This window comes from Paenibacillus sp. CF095, assembly GCF_900101225.1.
Lineage (GTDB): Bacteria > Bacillota > Bacilli > Paenibacillales > Paenibacillaceae > Paenibacillus.
In genome coordinates this window covers 1068152-1092388 of the sequence record NZ_FMZN01000001.1, presented here as the reverse complement: position 1 = coordinate 1092388, position 24237 = coordinate 1068152, and the positions used below count along the sequence as shown (strand labels likewise).

General features: G+C 46.2%; 19 protein-coding genes and 1 other annotated feature. Of the genes, 8 read left to right on the top strand and 11 right to left on the bottom strand.

The features are described 5' to 3' along the window. Positions 1–69: 69 nt before the first annotated feature. From BLS69_RS04905 to leuC, 6 genes are all read right to left on the bottom strand, one after another. On the bottom strand, positions 70–2811 hold the full coding sequence (locus BLS69_RS04905; protein WP_091028998.1) for an S-layer homology domain-containing protein: 2742 nt from the start codon (positions 2809–2811) through the stop codon (positions 70–72). 72 nt (positions 2812–2883) lie between these two features. Next, on the bottom strand, positions 2884–3564 hold the full coding sequence (locus tag BLS69_RS04900) for a GerMN domain-containing protein (RefSeq protein WP_036671957.1): 681 nt from the start codon (positions 3562–3564) through the stop codon (positions 2884–2886). A gap of 35 nt (positions 3565–3599) precedes the next feature. Then, positions 3600–5009 (bottom strand): N-acetylmuramoyl-L-alanine amidase family protein, encoded by a 1410-nt coding sequence (locus BLS69_RS04895; protein ID WP_036607564.1) that lies wholly within the window; start codon positions 5007–5009, stop codon positions 3600–3602. Between the two features lie 258 nt (positions 5010–5267). Beyond that, positions 5268–6674, bottom strand: coding sequence for an N-acetylmuramoyl-L-alanine amidase family protein (locus BLS69_RS04890; RefSeq protein WP_091028997.1), 1407 nt, complete (start codon positions 6672–6674; stop codon positions 5268–5270). Between the two features lie 602 nt (positions 6675–7276). Then, positions 7277–7879 (bottom strand): 3-isopropylmalate dehydratase small subunit, encoded by a 603-nt coding sequence (gene leuD / locus BLS69_RS04885; RefSeq protein WP_091028995.1) that lies wholly within the window; start codon positions 7877–7879, stop codon positions 7277–7279. 31 nt (positions 7880–7910) lie between these two features. Then, the gene (leuC, locus tag BLS69_RS04880; RefSeq protein WP_091028993.1) at positions 7911–9332 is read right to left on the bottom strand and encodes a 3-isopropylmalate dehydratase large subunit; all 1422 of its coding nucleotides are present in this window, start codon (positions 9330–9332) and stop codon (positions 7911–7913) included. A 377-nt stretch (positions 9333–9709) separates the two neighbouring features. Here leuC and BLS69_RS04875 point away from each other — a divergent pair, with 377 nt between their 5' ends. Further along, positions 9710–10630, top strand: a complete 921-nt coding sequence (locus BLS69_RS04875; RefSeq protein ID WP_091028991.1) for a LysR family transcriptional regulator — start codon at positions 9710–9712, stop codon at positions 10628–10630. A 246-nt stretch (positions 10631–10876) separates the two neighbouring features. On the opposite strand, the gene BLS69_RS04870 is transcribed toward BLS69_RS04875, so the two are convergent. From BLS69_RS04870 to BLS69_RS04855, 4 genes are all read right to left on the bottom strand, one after another. Beyond that, entirely contained in the window at positions 10877–11062 is a 186-nt protein-coding gene (locus BLS69_RS04870; RefSeq protein WP_017687767.1) for a hypothetical protein, read from the bottom strand. A 91-nt stretch (positions 11063–11153) separates the two neighbouring features. After that, positions 11154–11975: a carbon-nitrogen family hydrolase gene (locus BLS69_RS04865; RefSeq protein ID WP_091028990.1), complete on the bottom strand. Its 822-nt coding sequence runs from the start codon at positions 11973–11975 to the stop codon at positions 11154–11156. Positions 11976–12048: 73 nt separating this feature from the next. Continuing rightward, complete coding sequence (locus BLS69_RS04860; RefSeq protein ID WP_091028988.1) at positions 12049–13671, bottom strand: ABC transporter substrate-binding protein; 1623 nt, start codon at positions 13669–13671, stop codon at positions 12049–12051. A gap of 200 nt (positions 13672–13871) precedes the next feature. Then, complete coding sequence (locus BLS69_RS04855; protein WP_091028986.1) at positions 13872–14867, bottom strand: ABC transporter substrate-binding protein; 996 nt, start codon at positions 14865–14867, stop codon at positions 13872–13874. 262 nt (positions 14868–15129) lie between these two features. Between BLS69_RS04855 and BLS69_RS04850 the strand changes: the two genes are divergently transcribed. From BLS69_RS04850 to BLS69_RS04820, 7 genes are all read left to right on the top strand, one after another. Then, positions 15130–16338: a pyridoxal phosphate-dependent aminotransferase gene (locus BLS69_RS04850; protein ID WP_091028984.1), complete on the top strand. Its 1209-nt coding sequence runs from the start codon at positions 15130–15132 to the stop codon at positions 16336–16338. A 64-nt stretch (positions 16339–16402) separates the two neighbouring features. After that, positions 16403–16617: a binding site (T-box leader), on the top strand. A gap of 82 nt (positions 16618–16699) precedes the next feature. Then, on the top strand, positions 16700–17803 hold the full coding sequence (gene proB / locus BLS69_RS04845) for a glutamate 5-kinase (protein WP_091028982.1): 1104 nt from the start codon (positions 16700–16702) through the stop codon (positions 17801–17803). A 278-nt stretch (positions 17804–18081) separates the two neighbouring features. After that, positions 18082–19329, top strand: a complete 1248-nt coding sequence (locus BLS69_RS04840) for a glutamate-5-semialdehyde dehydrogenase (RefSeq protein ID WP_091028981.1) — start codon at positions 18082–18084, stop codon at positions 19327–19329. 36 nt (positions 19330–19365) lie between these two features. Next, positions 19366–20226, top strand: a complete 861-nt coding sequence (gene proC, locus BLS69_RS04835; RefSeq protein WP_036607595.1) for a pyrroline-5-carboxylate reductase — start codon at positions 19366–19368, stop codon at positions 20224–20226. Then, positions 20223–21446, top strand: coding sequence for a 2,3-diketo-5-methylthiopentyl-1-phosphate enolase (locus BLS69_RS04830; RefSeq protein WP_176872585.1), 1224 nt, complete (start codon positions 20223–20225; stop codon positions 21444–21446). Before proC ends, BLS69_RS04830 begins: the two co-directional genes overlap by 4 nt. Further along, a complete protein-coding gene (locus BLS69_RS04825) occupies positions 21443–22120 on the top strand; it encodes a 2-hydroxy-3-keto-5-methylthiopentenyl-1-phosphate phosphatase (protein ID WP_091028979.1) in 678 nt (225 codons plus the stop codon). The genes BLS69_RS04830 and BLS69_RS04825 overlap by 4 nt, the downstream gene beginning before the upstream one ends. A 3-nt stretch (positions 22121–22123) precedes the next feature. Next, the gene (locus tag BLS69_RS04820; protein ID WP_036607600.1) at positions 22124–22777 is read left to right on the top strand and encodes a methylthioribulose 1-phosphate dehydratase; all 654 of its coding nucleotides are present in this window, start codon (positions 22124–22126) and stop codon (positions 22775–22777) included. A 166-nt stretch (positions 22778–22943) separates the two neighbouring features. On the opposite strand, the gene BLS69_RS04815 is transcribed toward BLS69_RS04820, so the two are convergent. Beyond that, complete coding sequence (locus tag BLS69_RS04815) at positions 22944–24233, bottom strand: multi-tm2 domain protein (RefSeq protein ID WP_371129032.1); 1290 nt, start codon at positions 24231–24233, stop codon at positions 22944–22946. Positions 24234–24237: the final 4 nt, after the last annotated feature.

Below are 24237 nucleotides of genomic sequence, written 5' to 3'. Positions count from 1 at the left end.
AAAAACGTCTTGATGCGGGAAAGATCCCGTATCAAGACGGTCATTCTTTTGATCCTCGAAAAGAAACGATTACTGTTTTTGAATCTCCAGAATAACATTGTTCAGGAGATACAATACAATATTATCATTATCTCTGAGAGATTGCACGCTTAAAGTATTGTCACCCTGGTGAACAAATACACTTGATCCGAGTGCAAAACGATAGTTCGTGTCTGCTGTCGTTTCCCGTTTAACCAAAATCTGGTTACCAACGCCATCATAAGACCAGAATTGTTTGCTCATGACAGTTAATACTCTGAAGCGTGTGGAATTATCCGTATCTTTTGTCATTTCCACACGATCTCCGACCGTAAGACTAGTCAATGAAGTTAATGTGGAGCCAGATTTTACGACTTTAACAGAACCGCTAACAGGTACGGTTTCAGTCTGGCCGTTATTAAACTGCTTGAGCGTTACAGATGAAGCATCCACCGCTGTAACTTCAGCCAGCGTACGCTTCACGACTTGAACCGCTTTTGGCGTAGCTCCTTCAAACGTTACATTAATCAGGTTGCCTGCTGTCAGTTGTGAAGGCGTGATCGTCTGACCACTCTCTCCTGTCAGTACCGCTTGATCCACGTAGAACTGACTTGTCAGCAGATCGGATTTTACTCGAATACGACTATTTGCTTCCAAGGCAACCACTTCGAATTGAGCCACAGTGTTCAGTGCAACCTTCTGCACTACATCCTGATTTGCTCCAAGCGTTACGGTCACTTTGTCACCAATCTTCAAATCTCCCAGACTTGCGCCCGATTTGTTATAGATCTCAACCGTAGGTAAGGTAGTATAAGGCACTGTAATCGTCTGATTACCAGACAACAAACTGATTTTTCTGCCCGATGTGTCAATGTTGCTGATCGTACCTTCGTACTTGTAAATCACTTTAACGGACAACGCACGTGTTCCCACATAGGTCAGATCCAATTTGCGACCATCATTTAAAATCGACTCCAGACCAGCGAGTGTAGGTTTGGTCGTATTGTAGTCCAGTTTGGTTTTTTCGTCCAATGTAAATACAAACGGTTTTTTGTTGTTGTCCAGTACGGTAAGTACCTTTGTTTTGCTGTTGTAAGATACAACCGTTACCCCGTTCATAGGTTCCATTTGACGTCCAATCACCTGAATACGCGTAACCTGATCGTCAGCGTTTAATGACAACTCAACCTGATCCCCGTTCGTTGCATCTGTGATGAGATCATTCAACGTTGCATCCTGAATGCCATTAATGATGACTTCCGGCTTTTCAATCAGCAATTTCGCCTCAAGGGAACCCCCTTCACGTTTGAACGTTAACGTGGACTGGTTGCCACCGATCTCAACCAATGTTCCGCGCACAGATTGCTCCACACCTTGAGACAATGTGATAGTTTGCAAAACACTGTCCTTTACGGTGTATTTCACGGCACTGCCGGCTTTGAGATCAGCCACTGACATGATACGGTTTTGATATGTGATAAGCAGATTGTCATTGTACGCAAACTGTTCTGTAGCACCCGCTGTATTGACAAGTTTAATCGTTTTGCCAGAAGTGGATACTTCAGCAATTACGCCATTGTCACTCTTGTTAACAATGCCGGATTTCACACGAATAGCGACTGTTTTTTTGTCAGCCGAGAACGTCTCACGCTGTACTTCGATGATGCTATCTGCCGTAATATCGGACAGTTTGATTGCATTACCATTCTGATCGATGAATGCAGTTGCCTCATCATAACTGTACGTTTCGTAATTCTCGCCCACAAAGATACCAATTTTATTACCAGACAATGAACGTGCAAATGTACCTTCAACACTTTCCACCTGCGGTGTAGCATCAACAACTTCCACATAGGAAGCCCCACCTGCCGAACCTACAACCATAACTTTCGTATATAGCTTCACATCTGTGGCGGAAGCACGAGTTTCACTGTCTTTCGTAAAGTAAGGCGTACTGCTGTTCACTGCGAAGTTAACGGCTTTGCCGTCCACAACCAGCGTGATCTGCCCATCTTTCAATCCTGTCACATAACCCGTGGATGTGTTCGGGTACGTTGTATCCGTTAACGATTCACCACGACTGAAGAAGGTAGCCAGTTGAGCACGGGTTACGGAACCGGTTGGATTGAATTTGTTGCCTTCCACACCTTTGGCCAGATCCAGGCTAACAGCCAGATTGACATAACCTTTACCACTTTCGGAAATACTTGCATTATCAGCAAATCCGGTAGATTGATTATTTTGTGCCTTCGCTTCAGCATCCTTGTCCAATGAACGGATTAACAATTTCGTAATCCATTCCCGTGAAGCCGGCTTTTGACCCCAGGAGGTCTTGGATACATCCACCGATGATTCTTCCGTTTTGTCAATTAGTCCCAGTTGAAGTGCCAGCGCGACATATGGCTTGAAATAATTTCCCACTTCCATGTTTGTCGGTAATGCCGCAGCCGTGTCGGTATTCAACTGCCCCTCTTGATTCATAAAACGGATTGCCATCGTTACAGCTTCTTGCTGTGTTACCGCGTCTCCTGGACGGAACAGGCCGTTGTTACCGAGAAGAATACCTTGATATGCCAGTTTGTACACATGTTTCTCAGCCCAGTATCCGACCTTGATGTCACTGAACAAACCAGTTGGTGCAGCCGTATTTGTTATTGCAGCAGTCTGACCCTGCCCTGTTTCTGTTGATTCTGCTGCCATGGCAGCTCCGCCGGCGCTAAGGGCCATCATGCCTGCAAGCACGGCTGATACTACTTTTTTAGAGTGTGATGGATTGTTATATTTAAAAGTCACCTATGATTCCCCTCTCTCATGTAAAACGACCCATATTCCGTGGATTCACGGTACAACAGCATGCTGTACAGCCTATTCGGATCTTGTCATTGGATGTTCAAGATCCACATGGCCCATCAGACTCTCAGTCTGCTGACCATCCACCAGTAAATCAAGTGATTTTACTTCATCAAACTGGAAGAACGTTTGTTTTAGTGCATCCAGCGCATAAGATTCTCCACCTGCTCCAAGACGCGCCGTATCTGGCATATGAATATCCAGCGTAAGAGCTCCATCCTTGAACTGAACAGACTTCAATTCAATTTCTTTAGACCACAGCGGAACCAGTTTAGCGTCTTTGCTCTGTTGCAGTGATTCAAAGGCAGCTTTATATTTGGCATCATCCGATGCGTATGAAATCTCTGCCGAAGCTTTGTGCAACTCCAGTTCTTCTTCATCCGTATAGAATACAGTGATCGTTTTCTTTTCATTACTTTCGGAAGTTGCCGGCTTCTCCGTAGACGTTTCGCTTGGCGGAGTAGTTGTAGTCGCTTCCTCTGAGCTGCCTTCCTCCGTGGATTCTGTAGGCGTTGTATTCTCTTCAGGCTCAGCAGTTACTGGTTCGGTAATTGTTTCACCTTCAACCTCGGTTACATTGTTTTCAGTTCCTGCGCCTTGCGTCTGATTCGGAGCAGCTGTTGGCTTGCTTCCACATCCAGCAGCAACTGCCATAACCGTTACCAGCAAGGCTGCAATCCATATTTTCTTGTTCATTCTAACTCCGCCTCCTCAACATAAGGGCTTGTCCCTTATTTAATTCCCAGATACTCCTTGATTCCTGCAACAATCCCTTTGGCAACACTGTTCTGGAAACTCTCAGTGAACAGGGCTGCTTCGTCGCTCTTATTGCTAAGGAATCCACCTTCCAGCAGAACTGCTGGCATTGTCGTTTCACGGGTCACATGGAGACTTGCCGTTTTCACTCCACGATCTTTCAGTCCGGAAGACTGTAAAAGATACTTGTGCATCACTGTAGCAAGTGCTTTGCTGTTGGAGCGTGTATAGAATGTCTCTACACCGTTCGCAGCAGCAGGGCCACTGTTAGCATGAATGGAGATGAAGATATCCGCTTTTATGTCTTGTGCAATCTTCACACGTTCTTTCAATGCCAAAAATGTATCATCGCTGCGCGTTAACACAACGTCAATTTTGGATTCTTTTTTCAACAAGGCTTCCACTTTCAGAGCCATTGCCAGATTGAAGTCTTTTTCACGTTTACCAGTTACACCGATTGCCCCAGGATCATGATCTCCGTGACCTGCATCGATAACGACAACTTTTTTGCCATTATTACCAACCGGAGGAGCAGGTGTACCACTTTGATTGTCGAGGTTAATCATAACCAGTCCGGAATCATTTTGCACACTGTACCCTTTTGAACTGGACAGATCTATTACAAAACGAATTGTAGATGGACTGTTGCTGTATAACGAGTAACGAATCTTCGACACATCCGGATAGCCGCTAACGACGAGTTGTCCATTCTGGTTGCTGTCTAGAGCCTGTCCTTCACTGAACGAATCAGCAAATGCGGTATTCGGCAAGTCTATAACGATTCGATCTGGTCCTGTCATCGTGAAGACGTTCGGCTTCGTACTTCCGCTTGTTGCAATCATGAAGCGGTTGTCGCTGAAGCTGATGCCGTTCACCAGTACAAGACCTTCTTGATCCGATCCTCCGCCTTCATTGCCAGAGTTCGGAGGTGTGGTTGTCCCGTTTCCGGAACCTGAATTCTGGGTAACTAATGTTACCGTCTTCGTGGTATTGTTCCAACCCACCTTAAGACCCATTTCCTCACCAATAAATCGAAGAGGTACGAGCGTAGTACCATTTTTCACGAGTGGCGGGGCATCCAGGTTTACGTTACTGCCGTTCACCGTTGCCGTCTTCTGTCCAACAATCATCTGCATGGCAGTGTTGTCTTTGCTAATAGTCACCGTTTGCGTTTGCTGCTTCCACTCCACGCTATATCCAAGATTTTCAGACACAACCCGGATCGGAACCATCACCTTGCTGTTGATAATTTCCGCTTTTGTGTCCGATGGCTGTACGATTTCTTTTCCGTCTAGGATAATTTTCGTGTCTGTTGCTGCGTGACTATAGCCCGGGAATACGAGCCCAAAGACAAATAACAGTACCAAAAAACCGAACTTCTTCATCCTTCACCCCTACCATTCTCATATTTTTTTGCCGCATGTTGTCATTTTCCAACTCCGACTGACCGCTTGGGCATTACCAGACACCTATTAGACGCCCCTCACTCTCAAAAGTTGCGAATATATTCCAACATAACAGAAAAAAAACGTTGTCAGATCAAGCTTTTTTTACATTTTAATGTCTTCTTTTTTCCTTATTTATCAAATATACATCTCTAAACAACGTACTACCCTAACCTTCATATTTGCGCACAATTCAATTTACAGTCCCAAAAATTCAACAATTCCGTCCACAATCGCCTGTGCACATTTGTCCTGGTACTCTTCCGTGAGCATAACCGCTTCATCTGTAGGGTTACTTAAAAAACCAAGTTCAAGTAACACAGCAGGCATGGTTGTTTCACGCGTCACATGCAGACTAGCCGTTTTAACCCCACGATCCTTGAGTCCTGTCACCGGCAACACATATTTGTGAAGAGTGTCAGCCAAAGTCTTGCTTTCTTTACGACTGTAGAGCGTTTCAATGCCGTTTGGTACCGGTGTAGTGAATTTGTTTCCATGAATGGATACAAAAACATCTGCCTGATTCAATTCAGCAATATCCACACGCTGTTTGAGCGAAAGTTCTGTATCATCCTGGCGTGTAATTACCGTTTGAATATTTTTGTATTGTTGAAGGATTGCCTGTACCTTCAGCCCTACAGCCAGATTGAAATCCTTCTCATAAGCACCTGACAAACTCACTGCACCCGATTGACGACCACCATGTCCCGGATCAATGACCACAATCGTTTTACCATCATTCGTAGGTACTGCCGGTTGGCTTGTCGGTTCTCCACTCGTGGCTGTCAGGTCAACGAGCAAGACATTGTTATCTCCAACAGACCATTTGGCTGTAGCCGTCTGACTCAGATCCAGAACGACACGCACGGTAGAAGGCGATTTACTGAACATGGCATAACGGACTTTGGAAACTATTGATGAATCCATAACGAGAATCTGTCCACTGCCATCCGGATTAGAGGCTTGTCCCTGAATGAACTCCTGAGAGAATGTCGCTGAAGGCAGATCAACAATAATTCGGTCTGGCCCACCAATACTGGATACTTTGGGGCTAATATTACCGTTTGTTGCTACAATCAAGCGATCTCCGCTGAAGCTGATGCCTTGAAGTTCTGTCAAACCATCCGGGACTGGTGCCTCGACGGGGTCACTGTCACTTTCCGTTTCAACTACGGGAGGAATACTAAATAGGCTTACTGTCTTGGTTCCATTGTCCCAGCCAACACGCAGACCCATGCCTTCCCCAACAAAGCGTAACGGAACAAGCGTAGTTCCCTGTTTGACCAGTGGGGGCGAATCCAAGTTCACCACGTTTCCATTCACTGTAGCTGCATCTTTGCCAGCCGTCATTTGGATCATGCTGTTTCCTTTTTGAACCTGGACTGACTGAGTTTCCTTCTCCCACTTCACCTTATAACCCAGGTTCTCGGATACAATTCGAATTGGAACCATGACCGTTTTCCCAATATTCTCTGCAGGTGCACCCGTCTGCTGGTTAATGGTTACACCGTCGAGTACAATCGAGGGAGTGGTGTTCGCATGGGCCATGACTGGGAATAAACATAGGAACAGAAGAAAAACGACTGCTGCCGACCATTTTTTCATACCTCATCCACCATTCTTTTTGTCTTTTGAACATCCGACCTGATTCTCTGCAGCGTAACATCAATGACAATATGTAACCTTCCATAATCTACTAATCAGTTTATCAGATATTGTCCCTTCATCCGGTTACAACGTTGTCATATTCAGTCGGAAATAAGATAAAAAAGCAGATCACATTTAAGAACATAATCTCTTTTACACGAATGTGTATCGATTTCGTATCAGTGATGTCATAAATTGATGAAATTCCATCTATTAATGTAACTTTAAAGTATACATATATCGGAATAGGAAGTATTACAAAAAAGACTGATCATTAGATCAACGTACTCTTTGAGATGGAAATGAATACTCACACGATTATGCTCAAAGATAGACGCGATTGGATTATACTCCAATCAAAGTTGCCTCCCTAGAACTGAATAATGGCCAAGATTGCGTGTTGAAATATTCCACCAAGAAGGATCAGGACTTCTATGTATAGAGAACTCATTAAGATAATGTACTTCTGAAATTACAAAAAGCTTCTGTCTCACCGCTGGGAACAAGATCCCTTCGGCGAGCAGAAGCTTTCTGCTATACGATACTTTAGACTTTAGAGATTAACCGAACAGTTTTGCCGCGTGGCGTTGCTCATACGCAGCAATTTCATCGTCATGTTGAAGAGTGAGACCGATATCGTCCAGTCCTTGCAACAGGAATTGACGACGATGCTCATCCAGATCAAAATCGATATGCAGTCCGTATGCATCGGTAATCGTTTTGTTTTCCAGATTTACATTCATCTCATAACCTTCATGTGTAGCTGTACGTTGGAACAAGTCTTCAACTTGCTCTTCTGACAACTTGATTGGCAAGATTCCGTTCTTAAAGCAGTTATTATAGAAAATGTCTGCAAAAGATGGAGCGATCACACAACGGAATCCATAGTCCATAATTGCCCATGGCGCATGCTCACGGGAAGATCCACAGCCAAAGTTGGCACGTGAAATCAGGATGGATGCCCCTTCATAACGAGGTTTATTCATTTCGAAGGAAGCATTATTGTTGCCCTCTTCATCGAAACGCCATTCATAGAACAAAAATTGTCCAAATCCGGTACGTTCAATCCGTTTCAAAAACTGTTTCGGAATGATTGCGTCTGTATCTACATTGACCCGGTCTACCGGTGCAACGATGCCTTGTAATGTTTTGAATTCTTCCATATTAAACGTTCTCCCTTCTGTCTGTTATAGATTAGATCGCTGCTTCTGTTTTGAAATTCCAGTCCCGTACGTCCACAAAGTGACCCTTAACTGCTGCTGCTGCTGCCATTGCCGGAGATACCAGGTGCGTACGTCCTCCACGTCCTTGGCGTCCTTCAAAGTTACGGTTGGAAGTCGAAGCACAACGTTGTCCTGGCTTCAATACATCCGGGTTCATCGCCAGACACATACTGCATCCCGCATCACGCCATTCAAATCCAGCTTCCGTAAAGATTTTATCCAAACCTTCTTGTTCAGCCTGAATTTTAACACGACCTGAGCCTGGTACAACAATTGCTGTAACCTGACTGGATACCGTGTGACCTTTAGCCACTTTTGCAGCTGCACGCAGATCTTCGATCCGACCATTGGTGCAAGAACCGATAAATACATAATCAATCGGAATTTCGGCGATTGGTGTTCCCGGTTCAAGTCCCATATATTCAAGGGCTTTTTCAGCCGCTTTGCGTTCGTTTTCTGTAGGCAATTCAGCCGGAACAGGAACTTTCGAAGAGATATCGGTTCCCATGCCTGGGCTTGTTCCCCAAGTTACTTGCGGGATCAATGTTTCCACATCGATTTCAACCACATGGTCGAACTCCGCACCTTCATCTGTTACAAGCTGTTTCCAACCTTCTACAGCTTCATCGAACTTCGCATCCGCTGGTACGTATTCACGTCCACGCAGATATTCGAATGTTGTTTCATCCGGCGCGATCAATCCTGCTCTTGCTCCACCTTCGATGGACATGTTGCAGACCGTCATACGCTCTTCCATGCTCAACTCACGGATGGATTCGCCTGTGTACTCAATAACATAACCTGTTGCAAAGTCTGTACCGTATTTGGCGATGACTGCGAGGATCATATCTTTCGCGGTTACACCCGGGTTACGTTTGCCGACAAAACGAACTTCCATCGTTTTGGCTTTTGCTTGTTGCAAACATTGCGTTGCCATAACGTGCTCAACTTCACTTGTTCCGATTCCGAATGCCAGTGCACCAAACGCACCGTGTGTGGACGTATGACTGTCACCACATACAATCGTTTTACCCGGGTGAGTCAGACCGAGTTCAGGTCCCATAACGTGCACAACGCCTTGATCAATCGTGTCCAGATCATACAATTTCACGCCGAAATCACGGCAGTTTTGCGAAAGTGTATCAATTTGTTGTTTGGAGATTGGATCTGTAATGTTGAAGCGGTCTTTGGTTGGAACGTTGTGGTCCATTGTTGCAAATGTCAGCTCAGGGCGACGAACTTTACGTCCGCTCAGACGAAGACCTTCAAATGCCTGTGGAGAAGTTACTTCGTGCACCAGATGCAGATCGATATACAGAATGCTTGGTTTGCCTTCTTCTTGATGAATCACGTGGTTTTCCCAAATTTTCTCAAACATCGTTTTTTTACTCATCATTTTCACCTCATTATAAGTTCGGTCCTTGGAAGAGCCTCGTGTTTCCTTTAAAAAGTGAAGCTCTTGAATGACATAAATATATCACCCTGTCCTTCATTGTTCCAAGATATAATATCTATAGATGTAATAGGTTTAACCTATAATGAGATAAGGACAAATAAACCACTGCTCATCGCAGAGGTTTCAATTGATAACAATTATCATTATCAGATAAGTCTTATACTACGTTTCCGCTGCTTCGCTGTCAATGCTTTTATACAAAATAAAGAAGCACTCTCCTGATATTTGAGTTTACCGGTAGTTCCGGCAAAGAGAATGATTTCTTCATTTGTAATGATATAATGGTGGCATAACGAAAGGAATGACCAATGACAATGGAATTCAGACAACTTCAATATACGTTGCAAATTGCGGCCGAACGCAATTTCTCCCGGGCAGCAGAGAAGCTGCATATTGCCCAACCTTCACTAAGCCAGCAATTATCCAAATTGGAAAAAGAATTAGGGGTGCTGCTGTTTCAGCGTAATACAAGTACCGTGGAGTTAACCCATGCCGGTGTTACGTTTGTCGAGCAAGCCCAGAAGATCGTAGATGCCGTGGAGCTATTGCGTCAGGAAATGTCAGACATCTCCCAGCTTCGCAAAGGTAAAGTCGTTGTGGGCAGCATGCCGATCACTGGCTCACACTTGCTCCCACACGTGCTTCCAGCGTTCCAACAAGCTTATCCTGAGATTGAGGTTACCTTATTGGAAGACTCCGGGCTTACGCTTGAGAAATTGACAGCCAGCGGCAAAGCAGATCTCAGCCTTCTATCTCTTCCTTTACAAGAGCCAAGCTTGTCTTATGTAACCATTGGAGAAGAACGAATTGATCTGGCGGTTCCCCCGAATCACCCTCTGGCACGCAGGGCAGATCCGGAACATCCGCTTCCTGTGCGAATTGAAGAACTTCGGGATGAACCCTTTGTTGTATTGAAAAAAGGACAGGGTTTCCGCAAACTTACATTTGATCTCTGTGAGCAAGCCGGTTTTGATCCCAAAGTTGTGTTTGAGAGCACAAATATTGAGACTGTTCAGTCGCTGGTCGCCACAGGTATGGGTATTACACTGGTTCCACGCTTTATTGCCCGTGCGCCGCGCAGTGAGTTCGTGCCTGTGTATGTTCCACTTGCTGAGCCTACTCCCAGCAGAACACTTGTTGTGGCTTATCGTCAAGGCAGAGTGCTGTCGAAGGCAGCCGAGGCATTCATCCATACGTTTCAACAAACCGTGGCCGAACTGTCAAAGGGAGACTAAGAAATTGCTCTGTGGTATAGGTACATTTCTTTAGGTACATTTCATACTGAACCAAAACAAAGGCTTGACCCTTATGGGCCAAGCCTTTGTCATATACTCGTTTCCCGCATTCGCAGGATAAAGTTCTTACTTTGCAATCACAGTAACTGGTTACAGTACAATGTTGCTTGTTAAGTTGTTTAGCTTCAATGCTAATTTATAATGTTAACGTAGAAACGTACATAAGAAAACTTCATGTCTGGCGGTTTATTTACGCAAATTACGATCGCTTGTCAGCCTGTTTTGCTGATTCATTACACGGCCTTCGTCCTGAACAGTTGAATCAGGGGGTGATAGCCCTCCTGCTCCATTCTCTAAGAATGCCCTTAAGTGATCTTCCCTTGTGTTATCCTGTTCCAGTCTCCTGAGCGTATCTTTCACATGGTTGTCCATTGATTGATCATCCTCCTTGGTGACGGGATAGTTATCATTACCCGTGCCCTGGAAAAATAAACACTTTTTCTGAAGAATTTTATTTCAGTTTTTATTTTTTGCCAAAATAAACGCCAGGTCGACGGTCTTCAAATACGGGAATACGCCCGCGAACCTCATCTACCAGAGATGGACGAATAATTCCGGTCACGATCTCTTCCCCTTCGCCCCCTTCAGCCACAATCTCACCCCAAGGATCAATGATAAGGGAATGTCCGAAAAATTCGGTTTCTCCCCCTTTACCTACACGGTTACAGGCGATCACATACATCTGATTCTCAATCGCTCGTGCTGTAAGCAACGTACGCCAGTGGTGCAAACGAGGGTTCGGCCATTCGGCCGGTACAATTAATGCCTTGGCACCATTTAAAGCCAGTGTGCGGGCAAGTTCCGGAAACCGGATATCATAACAGATCGAAGCACCAGCTGTAAGACCGTTCTGCAATTCAAAAATTTCAGGTTCCGCACCTGGCTGTAAATATTTCTCCTCGTCCATTAGACGGAACAAATGTAATTTATCGTATCGTGTTACCTGTTTTCCTTCACGATCATAAGCGTACATTGTATTGTATATTTGACCATCCCGTTTCTCAGCAATTGAACCGCCAACGATGGAAATTTGATGTTTTTGAGCAAAAGCAGACAGCCATTCCCGAGATTTCTGGCCTTCCGGGTCAGCGAGTTCATGAATTTGAGTCAAAGCGTATCCGGTATTCCACATCTCAGGTAACACAGCCAGCCCCAGATCCGGATACTGTTCTACCGCACGCTCAAGCAACGTCTGCATATGTTTATGATTGGCCTCAGGGTCTCCAAGTTGAATATCGCCCTGAATCAGGGCTACACGCATTTCTCCCTGTTGTTTTTCTGTCATGACAAGCACTCCTCTGAACCGTAATACCTGCTATCATAGCTTGATCCTCTTGAGGACTGCAAGCCTGTTTTTGTTATGAACTTACACACAACAACTCAGGGAGCAGGGTCAACAATCGATCACTCGTGAGCGCGTCACCTAGATTCCAAATTGACTCCTCCACAGGGTATACCCGTCCAATCTGTACAGCCGGAAGGGCCTGCCAACTGGGACTTTTCATCAGCATCTCTGTAGCCTGTCTTGCCACAACTTCCTCAGGCAGCATAACAAACACATGATCTCCCGCGTACTGACGTACCGCTTCAGCCGAAATTTCCTTATAGGCTCTGCCTGCCGCAAGTGCTTCCTTCACTTTGGTCACTGGCCTGAATCCCATTGGATGATATAACATAGGCGCCAGACCGATATTTCCCATAACAAATAATCTTGCACCCCGATGGTATGTAAATACGGATGCCGTTTCCCCCTCTTCAATCACAGTATGGATCTTCGCCCACATCTGCTCAGTACGCTCCGCATAGGAGGTTAACCATTGTTCAGCCTGAGGTTGTCTGCCAAACCAATTGCCCAATCTGCGCATTCGTTCTTCCAGGGTGGCATGTGAATTGTAAGCAAGCGTCGGTGCAATCCGGTAAAGTTGTTCATATTGCTGTTCATTGCTGCTATCAAAAATAATCAAATCCGGCTTCATGATAACAGCTGCTTCCACATTAACCGGAGCAACCGCGTCGTAGGTCTGATCTCCCAATATCTGAATGCCCAGCATCAGCAGATCCCCAGCGGAGTCTCCGTAATACATAATTCGTTCCGGGTTTACTGGAATATTCACATCATGGCCCAACCAATCTTGTACCAACGTCTGCTGCTGAATCGATCTTTCATATTGACGAGGAGATAATCCGGTCATTTGGCGAAAACGCCTGCTGAAATAATACTCATCCTTAAAGCCCACGCGGTTCGCTATATCCCGAAGTGGTTCATTTGATTTGCGAAGCCAGTCCTTGGCATGTTTAATGCGTACATGATTCACATAATCGAGTGGCTTGTGACCCGTGAGTTGTCTGAAAAGGGTCGTATATTGTACAGGTCTGATCTCCGCAAGACGTGCCAGTTTCTGTACAGTGATTTCTTCAGCATAATGGTCGTCCACATACTGAATCGTACTATATAGTCTTGCTTCCATACTCTGTTCCGTCTTTGGAGAAGTGTACCGGGTAATGATCATCTCCATCCATTTTTGGAATTGCGCATTCAAATGACTGTATTCTGCATCTGTTTTATAGTTTCGAATGGCATACATTTGCTCAAGCATCCCACTTAACGGAGCATAGGGATAACCATTCAATTGGTTTTTGTGCTCAAACACAGGGCGGGTAAAGAGTTCGGGATCACCCGTCAACACATGAATAACATCAAAAGCCATTACGATATATTTCAATTCCGAGTTGTTACGATGTTCAATCTGGTACCCCTCTCCCGGAGAAAGCGGATAGACACATCCCGTAGTAAACGGAAACTGTTCATGTCCAATATATAAACGCCCATCCCCTTCTTCGCAGATCAGGAACGCATGTTTCTCGCAAGCAACTTCCAGCATCACCTGTTCAGGTGGTTCAATTCGTCGTACCAGATGATCCAGCCGAAACATGAATGCTGAAAAGAACAACGCTCCCCCATCGGCATCCAAAGCCTGCATGTCGGTTCACCTCGTTTTTCTAAAATGAGAATAATTATCAATCATTCTGTATGGTCTGATTATAAGCGAGCGATGGTCAATAATCTAGATATGACTTTATCAGCAAAAAAGAGCGTTCAACGAAATGTTGAAGGCCCCTTTTACTTTTTTATAACTGCATTACTCAAAGGTGTTACTGCTGCCTCACTAGCTCGTCATCATTATTGAATCATCTGTTTTGGCAGCTCTTGTAACAGCCACTCCCTGGAAAGGGCATCACTTGAAGCTTTTACGATATTAAAACGATATACTTTTCCTTCTTTCACCGCAGGCAGGTTCTTCCAGATTGAACTATCCAGCAATTCCTTGGTGGATTGTTTCGCATCGTCGGTCACAGGATCCAGAATAAATATCCGATCACCGGCAAATTCAGATAATTTTTCAGTCGAAATCTCTACAAATCCCATGTCTTCATCCAATACTTTCTGAATTTCCGCGGTTGGCTTCAGCCCGTCTTTACCATATAACAACTGTGGCAATCCTGCACCCGCCATAACAAACAGACGATTCCCGGGATACATGGTGAATACCGAAGCGGTCTCCCCTTCTTTCAATCCGTTCTCATGAAGTTGCTTCCACATCTCTTCTGTTGCTTTTTGATGATTCGTAATCCAATCCTCCGCTTCTTGCTTTTTGTTCAACAAGTCGCCAAGGATACGCATACGATCTTCTATTGACCCGAACGAATCAAATGTAACCGTGGGTGCAACCTTCGCGATCTGATCGTATTGTGTCTCATCACTGTTCGAGAAAATGATCAGATCGGGATTCAAGGCTAGCGCCTTTTCCACACTGATCGGAAATCCTACATCCTCTGCCTGAGCAACCTGATCATCGTATACAGTTCCATACTGACGAAGTATGCCTACAGGAACAACACCAAGCGCCAGCAGATCCCCGGTAACTTCTCCATGATAGATGACTCGTTTCGGATTTACAGGGACCTCTACCTCATGGCCAGTCCAATCTTTGAATACCCGGGTCTCCCCCTCATTTGTCTCTTCTGCTGCAGTCGTGGTTTCTGTGGTTTCTGTGGCTGCTTTGGAATCCTCTGCGCCAGCAGCAGGTGTTGTAGCCTGATTTCCACAAGCCAGCAGCAGAATGGATAACCACGTAATCGTAAATAGTACTGCCGTATTTCGTATGCCCTTTTTCATTGCTATTTCTCCCCCTGTATCATGTGCATTGTGCAATAAAATTTAATGATATTGATTATCATTATCGGATATTATCATAAAACAAGGCTTCTCTCAGCTCAATGGACAAAACTATATGGGCACTTTCAGTTTTGTACAATCCTCCGCTCTTTACTTCTATGTACTCCCTAATCAAGTGGATTTCCCTCTATACAGCTCGGGATTGGCGTGATAAATTAATGAGAACTATTTGCCATTATTAATAACCGGAGTGATGAAGATAATGACCCATTCAGACCATACATCCGCTCGTTCAGCCTTTAAGATACCAACATCTGATGTGATGACACAGCTGCCAACGCAATTTTTTGCTACCCTTGTTCAAAATGTAAATCGTGAAATCGCAAGTGGACATGACGTGATCAATCTGGGTCAGGGGAACCCGGATACACCTACACCACCCCATATTGTGAAAACACTGCAAGAGTCGGCTGAAAATCCTCTCTACCATAAATACTCCCCTTTTAGAGGGTACTCTTTCCTGAAGGAAGCTGTCGCCAAACGTTATAAGGAAGATTACAACGTTGATCTGGATCCCGAGACTGAAGTAGCCATTCTGTTCGGAGGCAAAACAGGACTGGTTCAGTTACCTCAGGTCCTGCTTAACCCCGGTGACACCGTTCTTGTTCCCGATCCAGGCTACCCGGATTACTGGTCCGGTGTTGCACTCGCCAAAGCAAACATGTCATTTATGCCTTTGCTGGAGTCCAATGCATTCCTGCCGTATTATGAAGCTGTTACAGCCGAAGATCGGGAGAAGGCCAAGCTGATGTTCCTCAACTATCCCAACAATCCAACGTCGGCAACGGCTCCACTTTCGTTCTACGAAGATACGGTTGAATTTGCCATTCAAAATCAAATCGTCGTTGCCAGCGACTTTGCTTACGGTGCGATTGGATTTGATGGACATCGTCCAGTAAGTTTCCTACAAGCCCCTGGTGCCAAAGAAGTGGGCATTGAGTTCTATACGTTATCCAAAACGTACAATATGGCTGGATGGCGTGTTGGATTTGCGCTAGGTAATGCAGAGATTGTCTCTAAAATCAATCTGCTTCAGGATCATATCTATGTCAGTCTCTTCGGTGGGATTCAAGCTGCGGCAACGGAAGCACTGACTGGCTCCCAGGAATGTGTTGCCTCGCTGGTTTCACGTTACGAATCCCGTCGCAATGCGTTTTATGACGCTCTTTCCTCGATTGGCTGGCAAGCTTCGAAACCCGCAGGTTCATTCTTCAGCTGGTTACCTGTACCTGCAGGTTATACCTCTGCTTCATTTGCAGACTTGTTACTGCGAGAAGCCAAGGTGGCCGTAGCCCCAGGTATTGGTTTTGGTTCACATGGCGAAGGCTATGTGCGCGCGGGACTGCTAAGTGATGAAAACCGATTACGCGAAGCTGTTGAGCGGATTGGCAAGCTGAATTTATTCAAGTAATTTACAGGACCATAACCCCTTTGCATATGCCAAGTTTCCATGGTATGTTATAAGAAATATTGAACGAAACGTGATGACGGGACCAGTAAGAGAATATCAGTCGCGCCCAGAGAGTAAATTCCACCCTGCTGAAAGAATTTACCGCGGCTCTTCTCTGAAACCTACCCCTGAGCGGCCTGTTACGTGCAGGACAGTGCCTTCTGTTACAGGGCATGAAGCCGGATGATCTAATCATCAATAAAGGTGGTACCGCGGAAGTAACAAACTTTCGTCCTTTTTAACTAAAGGGCGGGAGTTTTTTTTGTACCCGCTAAAGACTGCTCCAGAAGCACTTATTAATCATGTTTAAGGAAGTGAAACCATGACTTCACGTATTGTAGTTAAGATTGGAAGCAGCTCGCTTACCACGGAAGAAGGCGGTCTGGATCGCAGTTCGATCACTTTTTTTGCCGGAGAAATTGCAGCATTGGCTGATCAGGGCCATGAAGTACTCTTGGTCACCTCAGGAGCGGTAGCGGCCGGATTCCGGGAGATCGGTTATCCTCAGCGCCCCAAACTGCTACATGAGAAACAAGCCGCAGCTGCCGTTGGTCAGGCATTACTGATGCAGGCATATCAACAGGCTTTTGCAGCGCACCGCGTTACTACGGCGCAAATTCTGTTAACTCGTACAGACTTTCACAGTCGTAAACGCATGGGTAACGCAGGCATGACCGTAGAAGAGCTGCTTAAACAGCGAGTGATTCCGATTTTCAATGAGAATGATACGGTATCGGTAGACGAATTGAAGTTTGGTGATAACGATCTGTTGTCCGCATTGGTTGCAAACCTGGTGAAGGCACAGCATCTGATCATTCTTACCGATACCAACGGCCTGTACACCGCAGATCCGCGTAAAGATCCTTCTGCCGTACGTTACGACCGTATCCCCGAGATAACGGCGGAGATCTACGCTTTTGCCGGCGGTTCAGGATCATCGGTTGGCACAGGCGGAATGCGTTCCAAAGTTGATGCAGCCAAGGTTGCTACACGTGGAGGCGTGCCCGTATTTGTAGGAAGTGTGAAAGAACCTGGAGATATGCAGCAGGCGGTTGATGGCACGGGCAAAGGTACTTACTTTGAGACACGACTCGCTTCCCTATCCCGTAAAAAGCAGTGGCTCGGCTTCATGTCTACTCCACTGGGAACCGTCGTTGTGGATGATGGTGCTGAAGAAGCCCTTGTCCATGGGGGGCACAGTCTTCTGCCTGTAGGGGTCAAGCGCGTACTGGGAACGTTCCATGCCGGAGACGTCGTAGAGGTCATTGGATTGGATGAAACCTTGCTTGGTCGCGGTATTGTCAATTATGATGATGACCAGCTTCGACTCATTGCCGGACTTCCCAGTGGCGAAGTGATGAAACAACTCGCTAGCATCCATAGGCTTGAGGTTATTCATAGAGACGAATGGATTACGTTAAAATAAACTTGAAGCAATATTAAGTTAAACTAATCATTTACACGTAACGGAGAGGACAGAAAAAACCTGAAAAAGCGGAGCGTTCGCCTAAAAGCTTTCTGAAAGAAAGCTACATCGGAAGCATACGCTTATCCCCGGATTTTCCCCTCAGAAAAGGGAATCAAAAAAATCTGGGGATAACAGCGATTGGAAGGTTATTCTGTCATCGTAGTGTCTGTGTGAATAATCTTTAGTTTAACATGTGGTTGGAATACTTAACTTTATATATATGAGGAGGAATTACGATGAGTGAAGTCAGAGAAAAAGCCAGCAAAGCCCAAGCCACGGTTCCACAGCTGAACCGATTGAATACAGAACAGAAAAATACGGCCCTGCGTGTCATGGCAGATGCTTTGATTAAGGAGACGAATTCCATCATTACGGCAAACGCTGAGGATCTGGAACGCGGCAGAGAACAAGGTACACCGGAATCCATGCTGGATCGGCTCGCACTTAATAAGGAGCGCATTGCTGGCATTGCTGAAGGATTACGTCAGATTGCAGATCTGCCTGATCCAGTCGGTGAAGTACTGGAAACATTCACCCGTCCTAACGGATTGCATGTTGAAAAATTAAGAGTGCCGATTGGCCTAATTGGCATCATCTACGAAGCTCGTCCTAATGTAACTGTAGACGCAGCCGGATTATGTCTCAAAACAGGTAATGCAGTGCTTCTGCGCGGCGGCTCCTCTGCCCTGTCCTCCAATCGTAAAATTGTGGAGGTGCTGCATCAGGCACTCACAACGACAGACATGCCTGCTGATGCTTTGCAACTGGTTGAAGATGCAGATCGTGCTTCCGTAGATGAAATGCTCAAGTTAAACGGACTGCTGGACGTTATCATTCCACGCGGAGGGGCTTCCCTCATTCGTAATGTGGTTGCCAATGCAACCGTACCTGTTATCGAAACTGGGGCGGGCATCTGCCATACCTATGTGGATGAATCAGCCGATCCAGTTATGGCAGCCGAAATTGCCATCAATGCCAAGGCACAACGTCCATCCGTATGTAACTCCATGGAAACGTTGCTGCTGCATGCCGCATATGCAGAAGAGCATCTGCCTGCTCTTGCCGAGCAATTCCGTGAGGCCAATGTGATCTTAAAAGGTTGCGACACGGTGCGTCGTCTTGTTCCGTCTGCCCTTGAGGCAACCGAGGAAGACTATGCGACCGAGTACAACGATTACATTTTAAATATCCGTGTGGTTGAGAACCTGGACGACGCGATGCAGCACATCGCACATTACGGAACCAAACATTCCGAGTGTATCGTAACCCGGGATACAGCCCATGCAGAACGCTTCATGCATGATGTAGATGCAGCAGCCGTCTATCACAATGCGTCCACACGTTTCACCGACGGATTTGAATTTGGCTATGGAGCCGAAATCGGAATCAGTACCCAGAAACTGCATGCACGTGGACCGATGGGACTGCCAGCACTGACGTCAACCAAATATCGCATTACAGGCAATGGACAGATCCGTCAATAATATCCCAGCACCAGTTATATAGGAGGAACGATAAATATGAGTCAAGAGCAACAGACGTTACTACAACAGAAGATTACTTTCCACGGAGCAGGCGCGATGGCTGAAGCCATCGTGCGCGGACTGATCTCCCGCCTAGTCGTTCGTCCTCAGGATATTACGATGCTGAACCGCAGCAACCAGAAACGTCAGGAGGAGCTCAGCACCCGTTATGCAGTACATACCGGAACGGCCTCACAATCTTTGGATCATCTTGCCTCCACTCCGGTCATTGTACTCTGTATGAAACCCAAAGATGCTGCCGCAGCGCTGCGCGAACTCGGTCCATTGTTATCACCTGATCAACTGATCGTATCTGTCATTGCCGGATTATCAATCCGCACGATGCAGTCCTTGCTTGGTCGTAAACAGCCAATCGCGAGAACCATGCCAAATACATCCAGTACCATTGGACTTGGTGCAACCGGTCTTGCCTTCTCTGCGGAAATTACGGATGATCAGCGCAGTACGGTGATGACCATGTTTGAAGCGGTTGGTATCGTGACCATCGTGCCTGAAGATAAACTCGAAGTGCTCACAGGGATTTCCGGAAGCGGCCCTGCTTATGTATACTATTTAATGGAGGCCATGATTGCCGCAGGTATTCGTGGTGGCTTATCCAGCCAGCAATCTCGTGATCTCACTGTTCAGACGGTGCTGGGCGCGTCACGAATGGTACAACAAACCGGTTTGGAACCGATGAAGCTTCGTAGTGATGTGACTTCCCCGGGAGGGGCAACCCAGGCAGCACTGAAAACGCTGGACGAAGGAGATTTCTTTGAAAATGTAATCGCAGCCGTCAACCGCTGTGCAGAGCGCTCACGGGAGATGGGAGCTGCTTTGGAAGGGGATTTAAAATGAATAACATGTGCACAGCCACATATCGTCTGCATGATGACCATGCAGACTTTCGCAAGAAGGCTCAGTCCATCGCGATTGGCATGACCGTGGGCAGCTGGACGGAGTTGCCGCAAGCCCAGCGTGAAGCGATGCAGAAGCATCTCGGTGAAGTAATAAGCGTAGAAGTCCATGAAGCTGATGGGATGGCTGCGGGTGAGCGTTACGCGGATATTACTATTGGATATCCTGATGTGAACTTCAGTCGTGACATTCCTGCCCTGCTCGTGACGGTCTTTGGCAAAATCTCAATGGATGGCCGGATCAAACTTACAAAGCTTGGTTTCTCGGATGGCTTCCTCAGTGCATTCCCGGGTCCCAAGTTTGGACTGAATGGTGTTCGTGATCTGCTTGGTGTGCATGATCGTCCACTGTTAATGAGTATCTTCAAATCGGTTATCGGACTGGATGCAGATGAACTGCGTGAACAATTTATTCGTCAGGCCCTTGGGGGCGTTGATCTGATCAAGGACGATGAGATTCTGTTCGAGAATAAATTGACACCCATCGAAAAAAGAGTCGAGGTCTGCATGAAAGCTGCCGAACAGGCACGTCAGGAGACCGGCAAGAAACTTCTATATGCAACTAATCTCACTGGGCCTACATCACGTCTGAAAGAGCAAGCTGAACGTGCCATTGGCGCTGGAGCAAATGCATTACTGTTCAACGTATTGTCCTACGGATATGATGTGCTGCATGAACTCAGCAGTGATCCTGATATTAATGTGCCAATTATGGCTCACCCTGCTCTTGCAGGAGCACTGTATCCTTCACCACATTACGGCATGTCGGCTTCGGTTGTACTAGGCCAGTTGATGCGTCTTGCGGGTGCCGATCTGGTGCTCTTCCCTTCCCCTTACGGATCGGTTACGATGCCGAAGGAAGAAAATATGGCGATCACGGAGCAATTACTGACAGCTGATCTGCCAGTACGAACCAGCATGCCAGTGCCTTCAGCTGGTATCCATCCAGGCCTTGTACCGCTTATTTTGCGCGACTTTGGAACAGATGTCATCGTTAATGCTGGTGGCGGTATTCATGGACATCCTATGGGCACTGAGGCAGGCGGACGTGCATTCCTGCAAGCCATTGAGGCAGCTCAGCGTTCCATTCCACTCGCGCAATATGCAACCGAGCATCCGGAGCTGAAAAGCGCATTGGACCTGTGGGGTGGCGAACGATGAGAAGTGATAAAAAAACAGTCATTTTCTGTGACTTTGACGGTACGATTACTCTCTCGGACAATATTGTCGCAATCATGAAACATTTCAAGCCTGAGGGCATTGAAGCGATTATGAAAGATACGATCGAGCAGAACATCTCGTTGCGTGAAGGTGTTGGAGCTATGTTCGCTCTTTTGCCTGCATCGCAGAAAGATGAAATTGTGGAATTTGTGCTTGGACAAGCGGGGATCCGTGAAGGATTCAGCGAGTTTCTTGACTACGTTCGCAGCGAAGGGATCGAATTCAATGTGACCAGTGGCGGTATGGACTTTTTTATCGAACCGTTACTCGCACCATTTCATATCCCGCAGGATCATGTCTATTGCAACGGAGCTGACTTCTCGGGTGAAACCATTAAGATTGAATGGCCGAATCCCTGCCAGCCTCCTTGTGAGAACGGCTGCGGCATGTGCAAAACAACAGTGATTCGTACCTTCCCGGAAGAACATTATAATCGAATTCTCATTGGAGACAGTCTGACAGATTTTGAAGGTGCAAAGATCGCCGATCTCGTCTACTCTCGCTCCATTTTGACGGACAAATGTATTGAACTTGGTGTGGACCATGTGCCATTCGCTACCTTTTACGATATCATCGAAGATATGAAACAGAAGCAAACACAAGGAGTGCTGTAAACGATGGGCTTTGAAAAGATTACATTGGAACACAAACGTCAGGTCCTTGAAGAACTGGCTGATATTAAAGCGTTGTTCGCCAGTCGTAACTGGTTCCCTGGAACAAGTGGCAATCTGTCGATGCGCGTAGGAGATTTTGATCCGGAGCAATTTTATTTTGCGGTTACCGCCTCAGGCAAAGACAAATCTCTTCGCACACCGGAAGACTTTCTTTTTGTGGACAAACATGGCAAAGCGATTGAGACAACAACGTTGAAACCAAGTGCTGAAACTTTGATTCATTGCGAAATCTATCGTTTGACCGGCTGTGGCGCTGTATTCCACGTGCATACCGTGTTTAACAACCTGATTAGCGAATTCTTTGGAGCAGATGGACACGTACCGATTCAAGGAATCGAATTGATCAAGGCTTTCAACATTTGGGAAGAAAATGCGGAGATTCGTGTACCCGTCCTGCCTAACTTTGCAGATATTCCATCTATCGCTGAATTGGTGCCAGGTGTACTTGATGCCAACGTACCAGGGATCTTGCTTCGGAACCACGGTATATATGCGTGGGGTAAAGATGCTTTTGAGGCGAAACGTCATCTGGAAGCGTTCGAGTTCCTGTTCGAAGTGATGTACCGTCAACTTCTGTTGAAGGGCGCTACGAAATAGCAATCATTTATTCGAAATCAAAGTTGTTCAACCCAAAAACACGCCAGAGGCTGATATACATAGCCCTTGGCGTGTTTTTATGTTGTAGGGATAACAGCGATTGAAAGGTTGCTCTGTGCATCGTAGTGTCAGTGTAAACAATCTTTAATTCAACTTGGATCGTAAATTACAGTCGATCATCCCTATCCTTGAATAAAAAGAGACTGTCTGCTCCCTCTTCATTTCGATGAGCAGCACTTTGGATACCCGTCCCCCGTTGCTTGCCAAACAGCAATTTCAAGCCGCCAAAAATGAGCAGCAAGGATACGATGACGGTGTTTAGATAGGAACGGATCTCATACGTCATAAATGCATTAGGGAAGAGCTCATTCAGCTGTGGAATGACAAGACGGATCGTCAGGTAATATAGACCCAGCGCGGCAATCCCGAATCCAATCAGACGCTGATGGCGGGCCCAGTCCTTGAAGATCGGTTGATCAACCAAAGGTTCGCGTCCATAGCGACTGGAGCACTGGAGCCCGTCAAAGAAGCTATAGAACCAGACCAGTGGAATCATGAACAGAAACACCGATAAATGAAGCAGGTCCAGAACATAGATGCTGCCCAGGAACAGGAACATCAATTGCATGCCTCTTTTCTGCAATCCAAGATATAGATGACCTGCACCTGGAAAAGCGGATAGCAGCGTTGCAAGCACTTTGCTACGTCGTCCGGCTACTCTGCCCATCTCCAATTCCTCAAATAATGTCCGATCCTGCAACACCTCACCAGCCTGCTTACGGTGGACATGCTGCACCGCATCAAACATGCAGTATACCCAAATTACAGGCAGAATGAGTAGGAACATTAAAAACACCGATTCATTAGTGATCGAAGCCACAAAAACCATCATGGCAAATGAACCAAAGAACGCCATCAGGAAGGACAACCCACGATGCAACAATCCCAGATGAAGATGTCCCAATCCTGGAACAAATGAGAGTAAAATGGTGAAGAAGCGTTCACCCTCACTGCCTTTTCGATACATGGGTTGACCATAGGTCCCTTCAGCGTGAGCATACTCACTACCAGGATGCTGATGCAGCTCATCTTCATTCATATGTTCCATAGGCCCTTGATGGCTCATGTGTGCTCCCTGATAGGCTGCTCCTGGATGTTGCGGTCCGTAATGTGCTCCATATCCCCTGTAATGAGCATCTCGGCCGGAAGGCGCACGGAGCAGAACAATAACCATGTCCAGCATGCTGATCCCCCAGAAGAAAGCAGCAAAAAGTGCACCGAAAATCATTAAATCTTGTTCATTAGTGACCATTGCTAACATGAATGAGCCAACAGCTGTTCCGAAGAAAAGCAATGGATAAATCACGGCTCTTGCGGCCCGACCCCAATACATAAAACCAAGACCGGGTATCAGGTTTAATAGAAATGCGAGTAGTTTGTTACGATCTGAGTGCACAGTC

Bases quoted from the DNA above. Each gene is read 5' to 3' on its own strand.
- BLS69_RS04900 (WP_036671957.1), bottom strand. From the start codon at position 3,564: ATGAACAAGAAAATATGGATTGCAGCCTTGCTGGTAACGGTTATGGCA.
- BLS69_RS04895 (WP_036607564.1), bottom strand. From the start codon at position 5,009: ATGAAGAAGTTCGGTTTTTTGGTACTGTTATTTGTCTTTGGGCTCGTA.
- BLS69_RS04890 (WP_091028997.1), bottom strand. From the start codon at position 6,674: ATGAAAAAATGGTCGGCAGCAGTCGTTTTTCTTCTGTTCCTATGTTTA.
- leuD (WP_091028995.1), bottom strand. From the start codon at position 7,879: ATGGAAGAATTCAAAACATTACAAGGCATCGTTGCACCGGTAGACCGG.
- leuC (WP_091028993.1), bottom strand. From the start codon at position 9,332: ATGAGTAAAAAAACGATGTTTGAGAAAATTTGGGAAAACCACGTGATT.
- BLS69_RS04875 (WP_091028991.1), top strand. From the start codon at position 9,710: ATGGAATTCAGACAACTTCAATATACGTTGCAAATTGCGGCCGAACGC.
- BLS69_RS04870 (WP_017687767.1), bottom strand. From the start codon at position 11,062: ATGGACAACCATGTGAAAGATACGCTCAGGAGACTGGAACAGGATAAC.
- BLS69_RS04865 (WP_091028990.1), bottom strand. From the start codon at position 11,975: ATGACAGAAAAACAACAGGGAGAAATGCGTGTAGCCCTGATTCAGGGC.
- BLS69_RS04860 (WP_091028988.1), bottom strand. From the start codon at position 13,671: ATGCAGGCTTTGGATGCCGATGGGGGAGCGTTGTTCTTTTCAGCATTC.
- BLS69_RS04855 (WP_091028986.1), bottom strand. From the start codon at position 14,867: ATGAAAAAGGGCATACGAAATACGGCAGTACTATTTACGATTACGTGG.
- BLS69_RS04850 (WP_091028984.1), top strand. From the start codon at position 15,130: ATGACCCATTCAGACCATACATCCGCTCGTTCAGCCTTTAAGATACCA.
- proB (WP_091028982.1), top strand. From the start codon at position 16,700: ATGACTTCACGTATTGTAGTTAAGATTGGAAGCAGCTCGCTTACCACG.
- BLS69_RS04840 (WP_091028981.1), top strand. From the start codon at position 18,082: ATGAGTGAAGTCAGAGAAAAAGCCAGCAAAGCCCAAGCCACGGTTCCA.
- proC (WP_036607595.1), top strand. From the start codon at position 19,366: ATGAGTCAAGAGCAACAGACGTTACTACAACAGAAGATTACTTTCCAC.
- BLS69_RS04830 (WP_176872585.1), top strand. From the start codon at position 20,223: ATGAATAACATGTGCACAGCCACATATCGTCTGCATGATGACCATGCA.
- BLS69_RS04825 (WP_091028979.1), top strand. From the start codon at position 21,443: ATGAGAAGTGATAAAAAAACAGTCATTTTCTGTGACTTTGACGGTACG.
- BLS69_RS04820 (WP_036607600.1), top strand. From the start codon at position 22,124: ATGGGCTTTGAAAAGATTACATTGGAACACAAACGTCAGGTCCTTGAA.